This window comes from Type-E symbiont of Plautia stali (assembly GCF_059731115.1).
Genome location: NZ_AP035906.1, coordinates 1,502,657 through 1,522,431, shown reverse-complemented (window position 1 = coordinate 1,522,431; position 19,775 = coordinate 1,502,657). Strand labels below are relative to the sequence as shown.

At 54.2% G+C, this 19,775-nt stretch carries 12 protein-coding genes; 4 read left to right on the top strand and 8 right to left on the bottom strand.

What is annotated here, in order from left to right; translation table 11 throughout:
• Positions 1-10: 10 nt before the first annotated feature.
• Entirely contained in the window at positions 11-2,626 is a 2,616-nt protein-coding gene (gene pepN / locus AC6I8L_RS06860; protein ID WP_058959673.1) for an aminopeptidase N, read from the bottom strand.
• 244 nt (positions 2,627-2,870) lie between these two features.
• Between pepN and pncB the strand changes: the two genes are divergently transcribed.
• The 4 genes from pncB to AC6I8L_RS06840 all read left to right on the top strand — a co-directional run bounded on the left by pncB (position 2,871) and on the right by AC6I8L_RS06840 (position 8,409).
• Positions 2,871-4,076: a nicotinate phosphoribosyltransferase gene (gene pncB / locus AC6I8L_RS06855; protein ID WP_058959678.1), complete on the top strand. Its 1,206-nt coding sequence runs from the start codon at positions 2,871-2,873 to the stop codon at positions 4,074-4,076.
• Between the two features lie 149 nt (positions 4,077-4,225).
• Positions 4,226-5,626 carry an asparagine--tRNA ligase gene (gene asnS / locus AC6I8L_RS06850; RefSeq protein WP_034820510.1) on the top strand — a complete coding sequence of 467 codons (1,401 nt, stop codon included), beginning with the start codon at positions 4,226-4,228 and terminating at the stop codon, positions 5,624-5,626.
• Positions 5,627-5,926: 300 nt separating this feature from the next.
• Positions 5,927-7,018 carry a porin OmpF gene (ompF, locus tag AC6I8L_RS06845; protein ID WP_058959674.1) on the top strand — a complete coding sequence of 364 codons (1,092 nt, stop codon included), beginning with the start codon at positions 5,927-5,929 and terminating at the stop codon, positions 7,016-7,018.
• 200 nt (positions 7,019-7,218) lie between these two features.
• The gene (locus AC6I8L_RS06840) at positions 7,219-8,409 is read left to right on the top strand and encodes an amino acid aminotransferase (protein ID WP_034820516.1); all 1,191 of its coding nucleotides are present in this window, start codon (positions 7,219-7,221) and stop codon (positions 8,407-8,409) included.
• 49 nt (positions 8,410-8,458) lie between these two features.
• Here the strand turns inward: AC6I8L_RS06840 and AC6I8L_RS06835 are convergent, their stop codons facing one another.
• The 7 genes from AC6I8L_RS06835 to mukF form a co-directional block, all read right to left on the bottom strand.
• Positions 8,459-9,787, bottom strand: coding sequence for an IS4 family transposase (locus AC6I8L_RS06835; RefSeq protein WP_058962542.1), 1,329 nt, complete (start codon positions 9,785-9,787; stop codon positions 8,459-8,461).
• A gap of 100 nt (positions 9,788-9,887) precedes the next feature.
• Complete coding sequence (locus tag AC6I8L_RS06830; RefSeq protein ID WP_058961771.1) at positions 9,888-10,517, bottom strand: MBL fold metallo-hydrolase; 630 nt, start codon at positions 10,515-10,517, stop codon at positions 9,888-9,890.
• A 36-nt stretch (positions 10,518-10,553) separates the two neighbouring features.
• A complete protein-coding gene (mepK, locus tag AC6I8L_RS06825) occupies positions 10,554-11,105 on the bottom strand; it encodes a peptidoglycan L,D-endopeptidase MepK (RefSeq protein ID WP_039328994.1) in 552 nt (183 codons plus the stop codon).
• Positions 11,106-11,293: 188 nt separating this feature from the next.
• Entirely contained in the window at positions 11,294-13,084 is a 1,791-nt protein-coding gene (ldtD, locus tag AC6I8L_RS06820) for a L,D-transpeptidase (RefSeq protein WP_370662141.1), read from the bottom strand.
• 180 nt (positions 13,085-13,264) lie between these two features.
• Positions 13,265-17,731: a chromosome partition protein MukB gene (gene mukB, locus AC6I8L_RS06815; protein ID WP_058961773.1), complete on the bottom strand. Its 4,467-nt coding sequence runs from the start codon at positions 17,729-17,731 to the stop codon at positions 13,265-13,267.
• Positions 17,728-18,462, bottom strand: coding sequence for a chromosome partition protein MukE (gene mukE / locus AC6I8L_RS06810; RefSeq protein WP_058961774.1), 735 nt, complete (start codon positions 18,460-18,462; stop codon positions 17,728-17,730). The genes mukB and mukE overlap by 4 nt, the downstream gene beginning before the upstream one ends.
• Positions 18,443-19,765, bottom strand: coding sequence for a chromosome partition protein MukF (mukF, locus tag AC6I8L_RS06805; RefSeq protein ID WP_058961775.1), 1,323 nt, complete (start codon positions 19,763-19,765; stop codon positions 18,443-18,445). The genes mukE and mukF overlap by 20 nt, the downstream gene beginning before the upstream one ends.
• Between the last annotated feature and the right edge of the window lie 10 nt (positions 19,766-19,775).

Genomic DNA, 19,775 nt, shown 5'->3' with positions numbered 1-19,775 from the left:
TTTTACCTTATCAGGCGTTCAACGCTTTGGTGATCTTCTCGTACAGATCGCCCGACAGCTTATCCAGCCCTTTCAGGGTTTCCAGCGCCTTGCGCATTAACGCCTGGCGATCGGCATCGTACCGTTTCAGACGAATCAGAGGTTCGATCATGCGCGCCGCCACCTGCGGATTACGCGTATTGAGATCGGTCAACATCTCCACCAGGAACTGATAACCACTGCCGTCTTTGGCGTGGAACGCCGCAGGATTGCCGGCAGCAAAAGCCCCAATCAGCGAGCGGATGCGGTTCGGGTTACCCATGGTAAAGGAACGGTGGTTCAGCAGTTCACGCACCTTGCTCAACACGTTGTCCGCCGGGCTGGTGGCCTGCAGCACAAACCATTTGTCCATCACCAGACCATCCTGATGCCAGCGCTCGTCGTAGGCGGCCAGCAAGGCTTCACGGCACGGCAACTGCGCTGACACCGCTGCCGAGAGCGCGGCCAGCGCATCCGTCATGTTGTTGGCTTGATAATACTGCGCCTGTACCAGTTTATCTGCTTGCTCCACATCGGCGAACGCCAAATAGCTCAGGCAGACATTTTTCAGTGCACGCTTGCCAATCTCTGCATGCTCCACCTTGTATTCCTGGCTCTGGTTAGCCAGATACACGGCATACAATTCATCGCTCAGTTCGGTTGCCAGCGCGTGCACCAGCGCCGCACGCACCGCAGAAATCGCCAGCGGATCGATCACGTCAAACAGCTCGGCGATTTCATTCTCGCCAGGCAGTGACAAAATCAACGCGGTTAACGCCGGATCGCCCTGCTCTTCCAGCAACACCGCGCGGAAGGCATCCGCCACGTGCAACGGCAGCGACAGCGGTTGTCCCTGCTGATGGCGCGCGACATTCAGACGAATATAAGTCGCCAGCAAACTTTGCGCCGCATCCCAGCGCGAGAAATCATTGCGGGCGTAGCGCATCAGGAACGTCAGTTGCGCATCGCTCCATTTATAATCGAGCTTCACGGGCGCCGAGAATTCACGCAGCAGCGAAGGCACTGGCTGGAAGTGCACGTTATCGAAAATAAAGGTCTGGAACTCCTCGGTGACATTCAGCACATGATGCACCGGATGGCCGTTATGCTGCAGCGGAATCACCTTGCCTTCGTTATCGTACAATTCGATATCCAGCGGGATATGCAGCGGCAGCTTCTCTTTCTGTTCGGCCGTCGGTGGCGTGTGCTGCGTGACATGAAGCGTGTACTGTTCCAGCTCAGGATTGTAGTCGTCACGTACCGTCAACACTGGCGTACCCGCCTGGCTGTACCAGCGGCGGAACTGTGACAGATCAACGTTAGAGGCATCTTCCATCGCCTGCACAAAATCGTCGCAGGTGGCTGCGCTGCCATCGTGACGTTCAAAGTAGAGCTGCATGCCTTTCTGGAAATTGGCTTCGCCGAGCAGGGTATGCATCATGCGAATCACTTCAGAGCCTTTTTCGTACACCGTCAGGGTATAGAAGTTGTTCATCTCGATCACCTGATCCGGGCGGATCGGGTGCGCCATTGGGCTGGCATCTTCGGCAAACTGTGCACCGCGCATCACGCGTACGTTGTCGATGCGGTTAACCGCACGCGAGCCCAGGTCAGAGCTAAACTCCTGGTCACGGAATACGGTTAGGCCCTCTTTCAGGCTGAGCTGGAACCAGTCACGGCAGGTGACGCGGTTACCGGTCCAGTTATGAAAGTATTCGTGACCAATCACCGCCTCAATACCGAGATAATCTTTATCAGTGGCGGTCTCGGCTTTCGCCAGCACATATTTGGAGTTGAAGACGTTGAGGCCTTTGTTCTCCATCGCGCCCATGTTGAAGAAATCCACCGCAACGATCATAAAGATGTCGAGATCGTATTCGAGGTTAAAGCGCTCTTCATCCCACTTCATACTGGCTTTCAAAGAGGTCATTGCCCAGTCGGCACGATCGAGATTGCCACGATCGACGAAGATCTCCAGGGCCACATCACGGCCGGAACGCGTGGTAAAGCTGTCGCGCAGCACGTCGAAATCGCCCGCCACCAGCGCAAACAGATAGCACGGTTTCGGGAACGGATCCTGCCACTTCACCCAATGACGACCATCTTCATGGCAACCGCTCTCTAACTTATTGCCGTTGGAGAGCAGGAAGGGAAATTTTGCCGCATCGGCAATAATCGTGGTGGTAAAGCGCGCCAACACGTCCGGGCGATCCAGATACCAGGTGATATGGCGGAAGCCTTCAGCTTCACACTGCGTACAGAGCGCATCTCCCGATTTGTACAACCCTTCCAGCGCGGTGTTGGTATCCGGATGGATGTCATTAATTATGGTCAGGGTAAAGTTGTCGGGCAGCTGGCTGATGACCAGCGCACCCTCTTCTTCACGATAATGTGACCAGGGATGACCATCCACCGCCAGCGACACCAGCGTGAGGTCTTCGCCATCCAGACGCAGTTCGGCATCCGCAGCACCGAGACGCTTCACCTGGCTCACTGCCGTCACGCGCGTGCTGGCGGCATCGAGGTCAAAAGTCAGGTCGATATCGGTGATGGTGTAATCCGGCGCACGGTAGTCGTGGCGATATTTGATTTGCGGCTGTTGCGTCATAAGTCCTTCTCGCATCGTTAATATGTTGACCCGTCAAAGTCTAAGCGGGTTGTGCCTTCGTTGCCACGCACAATGCGTGCCTTCGTGCAAAAGGCTACAATTCATTAACAATGGCACAAATGACCCTCGACCTGCCACCCGCAATTATGGTGTGATCGCGGTCATTACTGTTTTATACTCCTGCGTCTTTATGACTTTGTTGACACCGGGCTCTGCTCCGCGGAAGAGGATGCTGAAACGCACCATGACTGGACATGCTTCCCCGATTTTGACCACGCTGCTTGATACCGATGCGTATAAGCTTCATATGCAGCAGGCCGTTTATCATCGTTACTACGATGTCCCGGTAACGGCAGAATTTCGTTGTCGCGGCGATGAATTGCTCGGCCAGTATGCCGATGAGATTCGCGCGCAACTCGATACGCTGCCCTCCCTTGCCCTGAGCGACAACGAATATCACTATCTCAGTGGCTTACCTTTCTTTGAATCCGATTACCTCAACTGGCTGCGCCAATTCCGCTTTGATCCCTCTCAGGTCAGGGTGCGCAATGAGAATGGCCGTCTGTCTATTCAGATCAGCGGGCCATGGCGCGAAGTTATTCTTTGGGAAGTACCGCTGCTGGCGCTGATCAGTGAAGTGGTGCATCGCCATCGCACACCGGAGATCGGTGTGAAACAAGCGGTCACTCAGTTACAGCAGAAGCTGGTCGATTTCCGTCAGCAGGTGGGCGATCTCGATATGTCTCGCTTCCAGCTGATGGATTTTGGTACCCGTCGCCGCTACTCCAAAGCGGTTCAGGAAGCGATCGTCAGTACGTTAAAAGCGGAGTTCCCGTGGTTAGTGGGCACCAGCAATTACGATCTCGCCCGGCGCTTACAGCTCAATCCGGTGGGCACTCAGGCCCATGAGTGGTTCCAGGCACATCAACAGATCAGCCCGGTGCTGGCGAATAGCCAACGCGCGGCGCTGCAATCCTGGCTGGATGAGTATGATGACCAACTCGGTATCGCGTTGACAGACTGCATCACCATGGATGCCTTCCTGCGTGATTTCGGCCCTGGCTTTGCCCATCGCTATCAGGGTTTGCGCCATGACTCGGGAGATCCCGTGGAGTGGGGTGAAAAAGCCATTGCACACTATCAGCGTCTGGATATCGATCCGAAGAGTAAAACGCTGGTGTTCTCAGATAACCTCAATCTGGATAAAGCGCTGGCGTTATATCGTCACTTTGGTCAACGCGCCAACGTGGTATTTGGCATTGGTACGCGCCTGACCTGCGATATTACTGGCGTCACACCACTGAACATCGTGATTAAACTGGTGAGCTGTAATGGCAAACCGGTGGCGAAACTCTCTGACAGCCCGGGCAAAACTATCTGCCAGGACAAAGCCTTCGTGCGCGCCCTGCGTAAAGCATTCGACCTCCCGCTGGTGAAAAGAGCCAGCTAATCATGGATGCAGGGTGCCCGCACCCTGCTCTTTCACAACAAATCTCCCTTTTTCCCCTGCAAAATTGCTTGTTTCCTGATGGCTCGCAAGTAACATAGCAAAACCCCGAAATGGGGCTTTTATCCACTTCTATATATAGAGAGATATTTATGAGCGTAGTGCCTGTAGCGGATGTACTGCACGGCCGTGTCGCGGTTGACAGTGAAGTCACCGTACGTGGTTGGGTGCGTACCCGAAGAGATTCCAAAGCCGGTCTTTCCTTTATCGCCGTTTATGACGGTTCCTGCTTTAATCCCGTTCAGGCCGTCGTCAATAATTCTCTGAATAATTATCAGGATGAAGTGCTGCGTCTGACCACGGGCTGTTCAGTGATTGTCACTGGTAAAGTGGTGGAATCACCGGGTGAAGGCCAGGCCTTTGAACTGCAGGCGACCAACGTAGAAGTCACCGGCTGGGTAGACGATCCGGATACCTATCCAATGGCGGCAAAGCGCCACAGTATCGAATACCTGCGTGAAGTCGCACACTTGCGTCCGCGCACCAATCTGGTCGGTGCCGTGGCGCGTACACGTCATACTCTGGCGCAGGCGCTGCATCGCTTCTTCCACGAAAATGGTTATTTCTGGGTTTCTACCCCGCTGATCACCGCATCGGATACGGAAGGTGCGGGCGAGATGTTCCGCGTCTCTACGCTGGACATGGAAAACCTGCCGCGCGATCCGCAGGGCAAAGTTGACTACGACAAAGATTTCTTTGGTAAAGAAGCCTTCCTGACCGTTTCTGGCCAGCTGAATGCCGAGACTTATGCCTGTGCATTGTCAAAAGTCTATACCTTTGGCCCGACCTTCCGCGCAGAAAACTCCAACACCAGCCGTCACTTAGCGGAATTCTGGATGCTGGAACCGGAAGTCGCTTTCGCTAACCTTGACGACGCTGCTGCACTGGCTGAGGCGATGCTGAAGTATGTGTTCAAGGCGGTGCTTGAAGAGCGTGCTGACGATATGGCGTTCTTCGCTGAACGCGTAGACAAAGATGCGATTGCTCGCTTAGAACGTTTTGTCACAACCGATTTCGCCCAGGTAGACTACACCGATGCGGTCGACATTCTGCTGAAAAGCGGCCAGACATTCGAAAACCCAGTGTCCTGGGGCGTGGATCTCTCCTCCGAACATGAACGTTACCTGGCCGAGAAGCACTTCAAAGCACCGGTAGTGGTGAAGAACTATCCAAAAGATATCAAAGCGTTCTATATGCGTATGAACGAAGATGGTAAGACCGTGGCGGCAATGGATGTTCTGGCGCCGGGCATTGGTGAAATTATCGGTGGTTCACAGCGTGAAGAGCGTCTGGATGTATTGGATGCACGTCTGGCAGAAATGGGTCTGAACAAAGAAGATTACTGGTGGTATCGTGACCTGCGCCGCTACGGCACCGTGCCACATGCTGGCTTCGGATTAGGTTTCGAACGATTAATCGCCTATGTCACCGGCGTACAAAATGTAAGGGATGTTATCCCCTTCCCTCGTACTCCACGTAACGCTAATTTCTAAAATTCGCGATTAAATATAAGTAATTCATATATATAACGAGGTCGGTACTGCCGGCCTTTTTTTATTTTTGTAAATTTAGAGTTCTCTCACAAAGTTCCCGATATTTTACAAATTGTAATACATAATTGCTTTTTGATACGTAATTGCGAGATTTGAATCATTTTCGGGCTAGAAATAGCAACCCTGTGATGGAAAGATGCGTGCAGACACAGGAGACATCAAACTTCTTTCAAGGTTCCCGTAAAGGTTTCTTGACGGCAGTGGCAGATGTCCAAATAACTCCAATGAGGGTAATAAAAAATGATGAAGCGCAACATTCTTGCAGTGGTTATCCCTGCTCTGTTAGCTGCAGGCGCAGCAAACGCAGCAGAAATCTATAACAAAGACGGCAACAAACTGGATCTGTACGGTAAAGCTGTTGGTCTGCACTACTTCTCTGATGATGCTGGTAGCGATGGCGACCAGACTTATGTTCGCTTCGGCTTCAAGGGTGAAACCCAGATTAACGACCAGCTGACCGGTTACGGCCAGTGGGAATACAACGTTCAGGCGAACAACTCTGAAGGTTCTGACGCGCAAGACGGTAACAAAACCCGTCTGGGCTTCGCGGGTCTGAAATTCGGTGATGCCGGTTCATTCGACTACGGTCGTAACTACGGCGTAGTGTATGACGCAATCGGCTGGACCGACGTCCTGCCAGAGTTCGGTGGCGATACCGGTTACTCTGATAACTTCTTGGTTGGCCGTTCTACTGGTCTGGCTACCTACCGTAACACCAACTTCTTCGGTCTGGTTGATGGCCTGAACTTTGCTCTGCAGTATCAGGGCAAAAACGACCGTGACGACATTCGTCGTGCAAACGGCGACGGCTGGGGTACCTCTGTTTCTTACACCTCACCAATCGGTGTAGGCATCGTTGGTGCTTATGGTTCAAGCGACCGTACCAATGCTCAGAACAGCGCCTTCTATGGTAAAGGTGACAAAGCTCAGCAGTGGGCAACTGGTCTGAAATATGATGCGAACAACGTGTACTTGGCTGCCATGTACAACGAAACCCGCAACTCTACCTACATCTCTAACAGCAACGTCAACAGCGTTGACAATGGTCAGGTTGGTTTTGCTAACAAAACCCAAGGTTTTGAAGTTGTAGCTCAGTACCAGTTCGACTTCGGTCTGCGTCCATCCCTGGCATACGTTCAGTCTAAAGCCAAAGACGTCGACGGTATCGGCGATGTTGATCTGGTTAAATACTTCGATGTGGGCGCAACCTACTACTTCAACAAAAACATGGCGACCTACGTCGACTACCGTATCAACCAGCTGAAAGACGACAACGCGCTGGGTCTGAACACCGACGATATCGTAGCTGTTGGTCTGGTTTACCAGTTCTAATCATCTGATTAGTGACTCGTAACACCCTATAAACGGAGCCTTCGGGCTCCGTTTTGCGTTTCAGTGATCGCCCTCTCAATTAGCGCCACTACTTTATACATGTGGCTTATTTCTTTTTTATGTCAGCGGTTGGCAAGCGTATCATCTGACGCTACCCTGATAGCTCATTTTGCTAAAGTTCACCCAAACGGAACTGACTCATGTTTGAATCGATCTCTGCCGCACCCGCCGATCCTATTCTGGGACTGGCTGACCTGTTTCGCGCCGACGACCGCCCGAATAAAATCAACCTTGGCATTGGTGTCTACAAAGATGAAACCGGTAAAACACCGGTACTCACCAGTGTTAAAAAAGCTGAGCAGTATCTGCTGGAAAATGAAACCACCAAAAATTATCTGAGCATTGATGGTCTGGCCGACTTTGCTCGCTGCACTCAGGAATTGCTGTTCGGCAAAGAGAGCGCGCTGATTTCAGCGGGCCGCGCGTGCACAGCACAAACCCCAGGCGGCACCGGTGCATTGCGCGTCGCTGCGGATTTCCTCGCGACGCAGACTAATGTGAAGCGCGTGTGGGTGAGCAACCCTAGCTGGCCGAACCACAAAAACGTATTCAACGCGGCGGGTCTGGAAGTTTGTGATTACCAGTATTACGACGCGGCCAACCATAGCCTCGATTTCGCAGGCATGGTCGCTTCGTTGCAGGAAGCCAAAGCCGGCGACGTGGTTCTTTTCCACGGCTGCTGCCACAACCCGACTGGCGTCGATCCTTCCGCGGACCAATGGCAACAGCTGGCGAAGCTATCGCAGGAAAAAGGCTGGCTGCCACTGTTCGACTTCGCTTACCAGGGCTTTGCACGTGGCCTGGATGAGGATGCAGAAGGTCTGCGTATTTTCGCCGCGTCTCATCAGGAGCTGATTGTTGCCAGCTCTTACTCCAAGAACTTTGGCCTGTACAACGAGCGTGTCGGTGCACTGACGCTGGTTGCCGCCAACAGCGATGTCGCGAAAACCGCCTTTAGCCAGGTGAAATACAGCATCCGTGCTAACTACTCTAACCCACCGTCACACGGTGCCGCTGTGGTCGCCACCATCCTCGGTAACGACGCGTTGCGTACCATCTGGGTGCAGGAGCTGACAGACATGCGTCAGCGCATCCAGCGCATGCGTCAGCTGTTCGTGAATACCCTGGCAGAGAAAGGCGCGAAACAGGACTTCAGCTTTATCATTAAGCAGAATGGCATGTTTTCGTTTAGCGGCCTGACCAAAGATCAGGTTGTGCGCCTGCGTGACGAGTTCGGCGTGTATGCCGTTAACTCTGGTCGTGTGAACGTGGCTGGGATGACGCCAGACAATATGTCTGCGCTCTGTGAAGCGATTGTCGCTGTACTTTAAATAAGTCAGCAGAACGATAAATGGGCCTTAATGGCCTAATGCCAGTCAGTTAAGCCTGACTGGCATTTTTTCTTCTGGCTGTCGGATATTTATAGGGTCTCTCTTTCACCACCCTTGGGAACGAGCGCTCCCGTCGTCCCGGTAGTCTGACCATCTCTGCTATCGAACTTACGTCCTTTACCAGTTCCGGGATACGCCCAGGCGATGCGCCTTCAAGTGTCCAGAGCAGTTTCATCACCCACGCTGTCGATTCCCTGAAGCTGAGCTGGTTAGGCCAGTATCCCTTCAGCGTTGAGGCCATTCTTATCATCTGATATCTCACCAGATTGTAGGCCAGCAGCACGCCCCACAGCTCCTGTCTTATCATCTCCGGCTTCCTGCTGCGAAGCGTGAGCCTGCTGTCCTGGAGACCCTGCTTTATTTCACGATATCCCAGCTCTATCTCCCAGCGATGACTGTAGAGATCCGCTATTTCTTTACCCGGGTAACGCATCGCATCCGTCATCGACGTCAGGAACCGCCACGTCCGGCCTTTTATTTCCCGGCTTATCATCCTCATCTCTGTGTGCGCCGCCAGATGTGGCCATTTCTTCCGTGAATGAGCGGAGGTTTTTACCCGGATAAGTATGTCTCCCTTCCCCAGACGACGTACCTCTTCGTACTGCAGGTCTTTACGTGCCGCTATCATCCAGTGACGATTTTCGCCGGCCTCATGCCAGGCGCTAAGCAGACCGAATGACGTGTAGCCCTTATCGAAGAGGGTCAGGCTGTTGTCGCACGCGCGTTCAATGAGACCTTCTGCCAGCACCATCTCATTCTCGTTCTGGCAGCCCATCGCGGCGCCGCTGATAAGATGGCTGGTGAGTTCCATCAGGCAGACCATGCGAACCTGCGGATAAGGAGAGGCGCCTGCCACCGTGCCTGAACGGACGAAAGCCTTCTCATTATCAGGTGTTTCTGGCGTGCGCCAGACAACGCCGTCAACAGCGTACAGCGTCAGACCACACCAGTCAGGGTGGGAAGTCTGTGCATTCCAGAGCTCGCTGCTCTGTTCGAAAACCCGCCGTACAGCGTCGTCCCCCAGCCGCTGCCTTGCCTGCACTACGGCACTGGGCGCAACGAAAGGACGGTTTCCCGGTAAAAGAATATCAAGGCGATTAACGATGGCGTGAAGGGGTTCTTTGCGCTCAAGGGCCATGCCGATGAGACACCAGACCATCATATCTGTAGTGAGTCTGCGCTTACGGAGCGTGACCGTGCCAGCTTCCTCAAGGCAGCGGCTGATGAGCGCAGGGTCAAGAACATCCGCGAGCGTATTCAGAGGATTACGAAGAGAATCGTAACGAGAGACGATATCAAGGGCCTGACTGAGCTGCATAAAAAAATCCGGAAACGAAGCGTTTCCGGATTCTTACACAGCCACTGGATCGTTCAACTGATCCTTAACTGATCGGCATTAGGCCTTAATGGCCCATTTTTTATTGCAGGAACGGATTACTGATACGCTCCCGACCCAAGGTGGAAATCGGACCGTGGCCCGGCACAAAGGTCACATCATCACCCAGCGGTAACAGCTTAGTGTTAATCGCATTGATTAAATCGCTGTGGCTGCCCTGCGGGAAATCGGTACGTCCGACACCGCCATTGAAAATCACATCACCCGATATCAATAAGCGCCCAGCCCGGTCGAAGAACACAATGTGTCCCGGCGTATGACCCGGGCAAAGCAGCACTTCCAGCGTGACATTCCCAACCTGCACCGTTTCGCCCTCTTCCAGCCAGCGATCCGGCGCCAGTGGCGCACATTCCGGCAGGCCAAACATGCGGCTTTGCGTCGGCAAATTATCCAGCCAGAACGCATCCAGCTTGTGAGGGCCAACAATAGGAATTTGATAGTGTGCGGCGAGTTCAGCGGCGGCCCCCACATGATCAAGATGACCATGCGTCAGCAGAATTTGCGCGGGGGTTAATCCTCGCTCAGCCAATACGGCAATAACCGTCTCGGCATCACCGCCGGGATCCACCAGCGCCGCCTGCTGGGTTTCGTCATCCCAGATGACCGAGCAGTTTTGAGAAAAGGCCGTAACCGGAATAATGTGGTAATTCATAGCGCTCCATGACCGACACACGCAGCGCTGCCGGTATCAGGACCAGTGCCTTGCAGGCCCGGTATCTATGTGTACGAAGTTGCTGCGCGGGTAATATCCTACACCACCCGCGCGCATAGATAACGCCGCTTTGCGAACATTGCTTAATGAAATTCCCTCGATATGGAAATCCATTGCCTGCCCTTTGGTGTGATAGCTGTGTTTGGCCACGCCAGGACCCGATTCGCGCAGCATGTTGTTAGTGGCCAGCGTACGGTAGCCTGAGATCAGCTGCACCGGTTTGCGGGTGTTGAGCACCATCTGTAAGCGATAGAGCTGATCAAACAGATGCGGATCGATGTGTTTCACTTGATTGGCGCGGTAATCACGGAAGAAGTGATTTAAGCGGGCTAACTCATCCTTGTCATAACTCTTGCCGTTAAAAAACTCCGTTTTAAGGGTTTCACCGGTGTGAAGGTTATTAAGCGTCAATACTCGGGGACGGGCCGTGGAAAGCGAAGCCAGTGCTGAACCAGGAAGCAGAGACAAACCTGCCGCTGCGCCTCCAATCAGGAGTAATCGACGACGTTGGGAATCAAAATTAGCCATGTAGCGGGGTTACCTAATCTAAAGCGACAAAAAAATGTGTAAAAAGCACACAAGGCCGAACAGTAACCGCAGCCTGGAGGTCAGTCAACCCGCAATGTGTCACAGAATGACCAAAACCCGCGCAAAACCGAAATTTTGCGACGGGCCCTGATCTTTTCGAAGAGAGATGAAATCTGGAAAATCAATGACTAGAGGAGAAGCTTTCCTGCTTTTGACAGAACCTGGCTACCGGAGCGCGCAGGGTTATCATAATTGTAAATATCTGTACGATATTGCGGCTGTCCATCCGCCGCGACCCATGCGGTTAAATAATAGAGATTAACCGGGATGCGGTGGCGAATCGGCACGTAGCGCGTGTCGCCCTGTTTCAGCGTGTCGGTGATGCGGCTGTCATTCCAACCCACATCCTGCAGCAGCAGGTCGGCCAGTTCAGAGGCCTTATTCACGCGCACACAACCAGAGCTCAGTGCGCGAATATCGCGCTGGAACAAGCCATGGTTAGGCGTGTCGTGCAAATAAATGGCATCGGAACTCGGCATATTAAACTTATATCGACCCAGAGAGTTCATCGCGCCCGGCGCCTGACGAATGCGATACGGGAAACTGGCTGCAGAAACCATATGCCAGTCAATCATCGACGGATCGATCACTTCGGCATCCGCACTCCAGCCCGACAGTAAGGTATAGCCGTGCTTGTAGAGGTATCCGGGATCTTGTTTGACCTTCGGCACGATATCCTGACGCACCAGCGTGGTAGGCACATTCCACGGTGGATTGAGCACCACATTGTTCAACGCACTGCGCATCAGTGGCGTTTTACGATCGGGACGACCGACAATCACCCGCGATGACAAAATCGTGGCTCCGTTGTTGTAATAGGTGAGTGAATAGTTGGGAATGTTCACCATAATGCCGTTATGCATATCATCCGGCAGCAGACGCAGGCGCTGGATATTCAGTGCCAGTAACGATGCGCGCATCTGCGGTGACACATTCAGCCACTCACGCGTGCGAGGGCCTATCGCCCCATCATCCGCCAGACCTTGCCAGTGCTGGAAGCGTTTTACCCCTTCCACCAGCGCGGCGTCATACACATTGTCACCAGCAGGCGTGGTATTCGCCACCACGTTGCCGGTTGCAGCAGGTGCCTGTGCAGACAAATCATTGACGCTGGCCGCCGATGGACTCACCGCGATCGGCTGATTGCTCTGGCTGACCGGCACAGGTGCTGTCGGCACGGCATCATCAGCTGGCGTCGGTGTGCTGCTGTGCGTTGCGGCAGTCAGCATGCCGGTCCGCTGCAAAATCTCTCTGAGCGCTGGCACATCGTTGCTGATTTGGCCGGGGCGGAGCGTCCCGCTGTCACGCAGTTGTGGCCATGGACGGTTATCGGTCAGCAGCGCTTTGAGCGCACTGTGCATCGGCGCATATTGAGGATGTTGCGGTGCCAGCGAGATGATAAACGCGCGACTGCCACCACCGTTTACCGCATTTTGCCACTGGTTAATGGCAGCAACGCCCGGCATCGTCAATTTGTAGGGAACATTACTGTACAGCCAGGTTTCACCCTGCGTCGGCACATTGGCGACAAACTGCAAATAGCCTAACATGGCATCGCTCAGCACGATGTCGCGCGCCATGCCAGTAATCGTGGGATTAGTCAGTAATTCAACCCAACGAGTAAACTGTGGCTGGACGCCGGATAGCGCCACCTCCGCCAACTGTTGCTGGAAAGCCTGCACCGCTTGCTGATCCTGCCAGAGTGGCGCCATATTACGCGCGGCGTAGATACCGGCTAATCCCGGCAGATAGAAAGGCTGCTGACTGGGGCTAAAAGCCTGCTGAATTTGATGCTGACTTGCCGCCACTGACATGGCGCTATGTGAAGTTCCGGGTAAAGCGGCAATGATCGCGGCATGGCTGGTGGCCAGCGGCGACAATACCAGTGAAACACTGAGTGCGAGTACCGCACGATTCATTCTGCTTCTTCTATTCAGCCACATCCCTGCCCCCTTCTCACCTAAGACACAGCGCCCTGTTTTCGCTATGTACAGCCTTACTCTTATTGTTGAGTATACAAATAAAAAACGGCATCTGCCTCAGTGTGCAGATGCCGCTTACAGATTAAACGGTGCGCTGTTTTTTAACCAGATTCAGCGTCAGGTATTTTCTGTTTCTAAATCGATATCACTGGTGTCGCGTTTTGCTGGCACAGGATCTGCCGAGAATCCACGCAGCCCCACCACATGCACGTGTTCAGTGTTGTTAAACACTTTACGCACCAGCTTGTAGGTGGTGCCTTTCTCCGGGCTGATGTTCTCTGGCGCAGCAATCACCAGCTGCATCTCCAGACGCTCACACAGTTCGAACAGGGTGGCGATGGAGCGGGCATCGAGACGCGCCGCTTCATCAAGGAACAGCAGTCGGCATGGCGAAATATCTTTACCGCGCAGACGACGTGATTCCTCTTCCCAGCTTTGCACCACCATCACCAGAATTGACATACCGGTACCGATCGCTTCACCGGTTGACAACGCACCACTCTCCGCGCGCAGCCAGCCATCGGAGCCGCGGTTTACTTCCACTTCCATCTCAAGATAGTTGCGATAGTCGAGCAGCTCTTCACCGATGGTTTGTGGTGTGCGCTGCCCCATATCAATTTGTGGATTCAGACGTTGATAGAGTTTCGCCAGCGCTTCGGAGAAGGTCAGACGATTGCTGGTAAACAGATCCTGATGCGCTTCATGTTCTTCAGACAAGGTATCGAGCAGCGTAGAGTGCGCTTCACGCACGTTAACATTCAGACGTACACTGCGCACCTGACCAAAGCTCACGGCCTGCAAGCCCTGGTTCAGCTGACGAATACGATTCTGCTCACGCTGAATGGTTTTACGAATGATATTCGCCGCGCTGCGTGAACTGATGGCCAGCGTCTGCTCGCGTGCCGTCAGCTCTTCCGTCAGACGATTCAGCTCAATTTCCATCTGCTCGATGGCTTCAACCGGATCGTCAGTACGAATGATGTCCTGACGAATACGTTCGCGCAGATGCTGATACACTGCGATAAAGAACTGTACTTTGCGTTCTGGACGTTTTGGATCTTCCGACATGCGCAGTACATCACGCAGATGTTCGTTATCCGCCACCGCCAGACGCAGTGCACCCAATGCCTTATCCGACATTGAACGCAGTTCCTCTCCGCCCAGATAGGCCATCTCACGACGATGCAGGCGACGCTCCATGCCGTTCTCTTTGACCAGACGCAGCACCGTACACCAGCCTGCTTTAGCGCTGACGACCTGCTCACGAATCTGGTGATAATCGCGCTCCAGCTTGCGCAGTTTCTTCTGCAGGCCGTCCATTTCGGCTTCGCAGAACGTGAGCTGTTTCTCCAGCTGATTACGACGAGCACGGTTATGGCTTAATGCGGTATAAAGTTCGTCGCGTCGGGCGCGGGCGCGCTCTTCGGCGCTGGCATCGGCATGCACGCCAATATCCTGCATCTCCTGCTGCAACTCTTTTAGCATGTCACGCTTGGCGTCATAGGAACTTTTCAGTGATGCCAGCACTTGTGAATATTGTGTCAGCTGCGCCTGATGTTCGCGCAGACGTTCACGCGCACGACTGCGCTCACCCTCCGCCTGATCCAGACGCTGGCGCAGTTTTTCATTGAGATCGCTGTTGCCGGTCAGCATGCCGGCAGAATCTTCATAGCTAAAGTGGGCGCGACGCTGCACCACCTCCGTCAGGGCAAAGGCCTGCTGACGCGCATCACGCTGCTGCTGCTGTGCTTGCTGGTAATCGCGCTCCAGCTGATCATGCTGCTGCGGATCGCTTTGCAACACCGACACCAGCGGCTCCAGCTTGCTGATTTTAGCGCCATGCTGATGCAGGAAGCGCGCCGCTTCCTGAGCTTCTTCGACGCGTTCACGGATCTCTTCGCAGCGATCGCCAAGTGAATCATCCAACAGCAGATTCACGCGTGGCAGCAGGCGGTTGAGCTGGCTGACGCCCTCTTTAGCCTGTTCAAACTGGGCACGCTGCTGCTGGTTATCATTCTCATGCTGTGCCAGACCCCGTTCCAGCTCGCCACGACGGCTGTTTAGCTGGCGGATCAGCGCTTCAGGATCCTCATCAAAGGCCACCGCCAAATGGCTACCGATAAAGCGGCTGAAGGATTGATGCAAACGCTGGGTTTTCTGCACTTCAAACGATAAGGTGGCAAAACGCTCTGCCAGCTGGTCACGCTCATTGTTCAGCAGTTCCAGCTGGTTTTCACGCGCAGCGCGGCCAAACAACGGCACTTTCGGGAAGCGGGAGTAGCGCCACTGACGCTCAGCCACTTTCACTACCACGGCGTTTTCCAACTCATCAACACTGAAGACGCTGTCATCAAACGCCTGCGGATCCCCCTCAATCAGATAGAGATCTTCCGGGCACTCCTCCAGGCCATCCAACAGTTCACGCACCAGAGATAAATCGGGTACCACAATCGCATGACGCGATGGGCCATACAGCGCCGAGAAGTACGGTGCGTCATCCAGTGTGACGTCATCGTAAATTTCCGACAGCAGTACGCCGCCAAATCGTTCCGCCAGTTGCGTCAGGCGAGCATCTTCCGCACCACCAGGTTGACTTAAACGCTCGATCTGCTGCTCGACCTCACGTTTGCGTGCCGCCACATTGTCACGTTCAACGGTGGTTTCACGCTCACGCTCCAGCAACTGCTGCATGAACTCGGTGATCTGCTGGCTGTTAGTCAGCGCCTGGCCTGTTTGCTCGCTAAGCTGCGTCAGGATTTCCTGCGCGGCCAGCCAATGTGGCGCACGCGCCGTCAGTGCAGTGATGCGTTCACGCAGCTGTTCCAGTTCCTGGCGCATCAGCATGCGGCGTTCACCGGCATCGGACACGCTTTCGTTCAGCTGTTCAATCTGTGCTTCCAGCTCGCGCTGCAGCCCTTCCAGCGCGTCGGCATCGTACTGTTGCCCCTGACGCTTGCAGAAATCGGCTAACAGGCGCTCGGCATCATGCTGCTCGCGCAGGCGCGTTTCCAGCTCATTGAGACGCAGGCGCAGCGAAGAGAGCTGATCGGCATGATGACGCTGGTTAGCCGCATCACGCAGTAAGTCGCGTCCCACTTGCCATGCATCCTGGCGGCTGACTTCTCCGGCAATGCTGGTCACCAGCGCTAAGGCCTGCTCAAACTGGCTGTGCGCCGCTTCGGCCACGCTGAGTTTCTGTTCCAGACGCAAAAGCTGCTCAGTGGCTTCTTCTTCGCGTGCCTGGAAGGTTTCCTGCCACTCCGTTGCATTATCGATGGTCAGATCGGGCAACTGACACTGCGCGCGCGCTTTATCCAGCGCCTGCAACGCTTGCTGATACTGAATGGCCCGCGTTTGTTGCACATCGAGTGCCTGCTGGAAATCGGCTAACTGGCTTTTCAGCTCATCCACTTCAATTTCAGCCGCTTCGGCACGCGCTTCATTCTCTTCCTGCACTTCACGGGCTTCCGCCACCACTTCATTCTGTTCTTCGAGGCGGTAAGTCAGCTCTTCGAGATCGGCATCATAGCGCTCGATCTTCTCCTGCTGACGCATGGCTGTCTGGACCAGATTCAGGTGATCGCTGGCGCCTTGATAGTCGGTTTCCAGATCGCTTTCTGCACCGTTGTGCTCAGAGAGTTCACGAGCCATTTCGATGTGGCGATACTGCTCCGAAGCCAACTGGTTACGGCTGGTGAACAGTTCATTACGCAACTGCAGCGCGCCGTCGAGATGAATACGGCGCTCGTTGGCGTGACGCATATAATCAGCCGATACATAGCTGGTGGCTTCTGAGATCAAATGCTTGAACAGATCGCGATCGGACTGCGTAACGCGAATCGCTTCCAGCGTCATGCGGTTTTCACGCAGCGCGGCTTCCATATCCTGGAAGGCTTTGCGCACGCCACCATTTTCTGGCAACAGATAATCACGCAGTGAACGGGTGATAGCGCTGGAGATACCGCCGTACAGCGAGGCTTCAATCAGACGATAGAACTTACTGCGGTCGCTAGCGGTGCGCAGACGACGCGGCACCACGCCCAGCTCGAACAGGACGGCGTGGTAATCCGTAACCGAGTTGTACTGACGGAACTGCACGGCTTCCTGCGCTTCAACGCGTTCTTTCACTTCCGCCAGCGGTAATACGCGCGCCTGGCGGCTGTTAAGGATTTCGGTCAGCATATCGGTCGGCTGCGAATCGGTCGGCAGGCCATGAATACTGAAGGGTTTGATATCGACTTTTTTATCGCGTCCAGCAACCTGTTGCAGACGCACGCCGACCACCACGCGCTGATGGCGCGAATTGACCACATCCAGCACCGCATAACAGACACCCGCGCGCAGTTTACCGTGCAGACCTTTATCGCGAGAGCCAGAGGTGGCCCCCGCTTCGGTGGTGTTACGGAAATGCAGCAAGGTGAGGTCGGGGATCAGCGCCGTGACAAAAGCCGCCATGGTGGTGGATTTACCCGCACCGTTACCGCCGGAGAGCGTGGTCACCAGCTCATCGAGATCAAAGGTACGGGCAAAGAAGCCGTTCCAGTTGATCAGCGTTAGCGAACGAAACTTACCGCGTTCAATCATTCCTGTTCATCCTCCGCGTTATCATTCGCATCGCTTTCAACGTCATTGTCGTTATCTGCATCATCACTCTCGTTGGCCGCGGCTTTGTTCTCCAGCGTCATGGCTTCGCCGTCGCGGATCAGACGCAGCTGTGCTTCACGCGCATCGTCACCGCTGCGCACATCCGCACCGAAGCGGAACACCGACTCCATGATGCGGAACTTGCTGCTGTCGTTGCCCATGTACCACACCATACCTAAGCGGCGCAGGCGGCTGATCGAAGCACGCATTTTTTCCTGCAGCTTGGCACGATCCAGGTCAGAACCTGTCGAACGCTGGTTTACCAGCTTGAGCAGTTTGCTCTCATCCGCCAGTGACAGCAGTTCGTCATACAGCTCCTGCTGGGTGAAAATCCCCTCATTGGCCAGACGCTCCGGGCTGAGGTAGAGGTAACACAGGATCTTACCGACCATCATATCCAGCTCGGACAGCACCGAGCGTGGAATCAGCGTGGTGGAACGTGGACGAAGATAGAAGAAACCTTCCGGCGCGCGCATCAGCTCAACGTTGTAGCGCCCATAAAACTCTTCCAGGTACTCCTGGTAATCCATCAGAAAAGCGTGATTATCCAGCTCTTCAATACCAATGTGGCGTCCCGCGCGTAACTGGCTATCGAGCGCCGGGAAAATCGGGTTTGCCAGTGCCAACGCCAGTTTAACTGGCATCACTTGTTCAATATTTGTCGATGACATGTGCCTGCACCTTGGCTCCGTAATCATTAATAGTCTGCCATTCTGCCGGCAGACCGGCTAAATCAGCTTCGGCAACACCGAGGCTTACTGCCTGATCGATGACGATACGCGCCAAATCAAAGTGGCGCGCACGCGGGTATTGCGCCAGGTAATCGCGCATCACCGTAGCGAGATGGAGCGGCTTTTGCTCCAGCTTATAAATCAGCAATGCTTCTTCGATCATCGCGGCAAGCTGCTCACGAATCTCGTTAAACTCTTCGTACTCCATCTCTGGCGGCAGTTCGCCCATCACCTCATCATTACGCAGCGTCATCTCTTCATCGCGCATATCGTAAAGACGGTCGGCATTCGCGTAGGTTAATGCCCAAGGCTGGTCGAAGTAGTTCTGCACCGACAGGCGTAAACGTTGCGCGAAGACGCGGTTCTTATCCATGTCGATAGCGGTACGGATAAATTTATGCACGTGGCGGTCGTAGCCAATCCACAAATCGATGGCCTGCTGACCCCAACTGATAATGCGGTCCAGCTTATTTTGCAGGTCAAACACCAGCTTATCGACAAAGCCCAAATCCGGGCTGCTCAGCGTAGCATCCTGAATGCGCAACAGATTGGCCTGCAATTTGTCACCCGCCGCTTCCAGCGTATCCTGCAGTTCACGCAGTGTGCCGGAGGTTTCGGACAGCAGCAGTTCACAGCTTGAAATCGCGGCACGCCAGTCTTTGTTGAGCAGGTCCGCAATATCGGTTTTCACCGCTTGTTGCTGCTCATCCATCAGACGTTGCGTCATGTCGATGCTGTCAAAAATCTCGGCCACGGAATATTTCAGCGGGGCAAAGACATTGCGATGCCAGTGAAATTCATCACCGTCTTCTTCAGCGGCATCGGCGGCGCGTTTCAGTTCCTGTGCCACAATCGACAGCTGCATTGACAGGCGCAGCGTGGAAAACTCGCGCTGGCGAATGTAGTAATCGGTAATGCCGATGGCCAACGGCGTCAGACGATAAATCGCGTGGCCTTCAGTGAGCTCGCTGGTAAAGCGATTGAGCAGGCGCTGACGCACCATGTCATTGATGGCGTTGTTGGCGCGCACCTGCACGGTTTCATGGGTTTGCTCAAAGGCTTTACTGACGTGACGAAACGCATCGATCAGTTCACCTTCACTCATTTCACCGTCCATGCGCTCACCGTTTAAGGTGGCGATAGCCAGCAAAAAGGCCAGACGTTCTACCGGCAACGCAAGTGAAAAGTCATTCTTGCGCGCCCATGCCACCAATTCGGGGACCGTCTGGGAAAATTCGCTCATAGTTGATCCT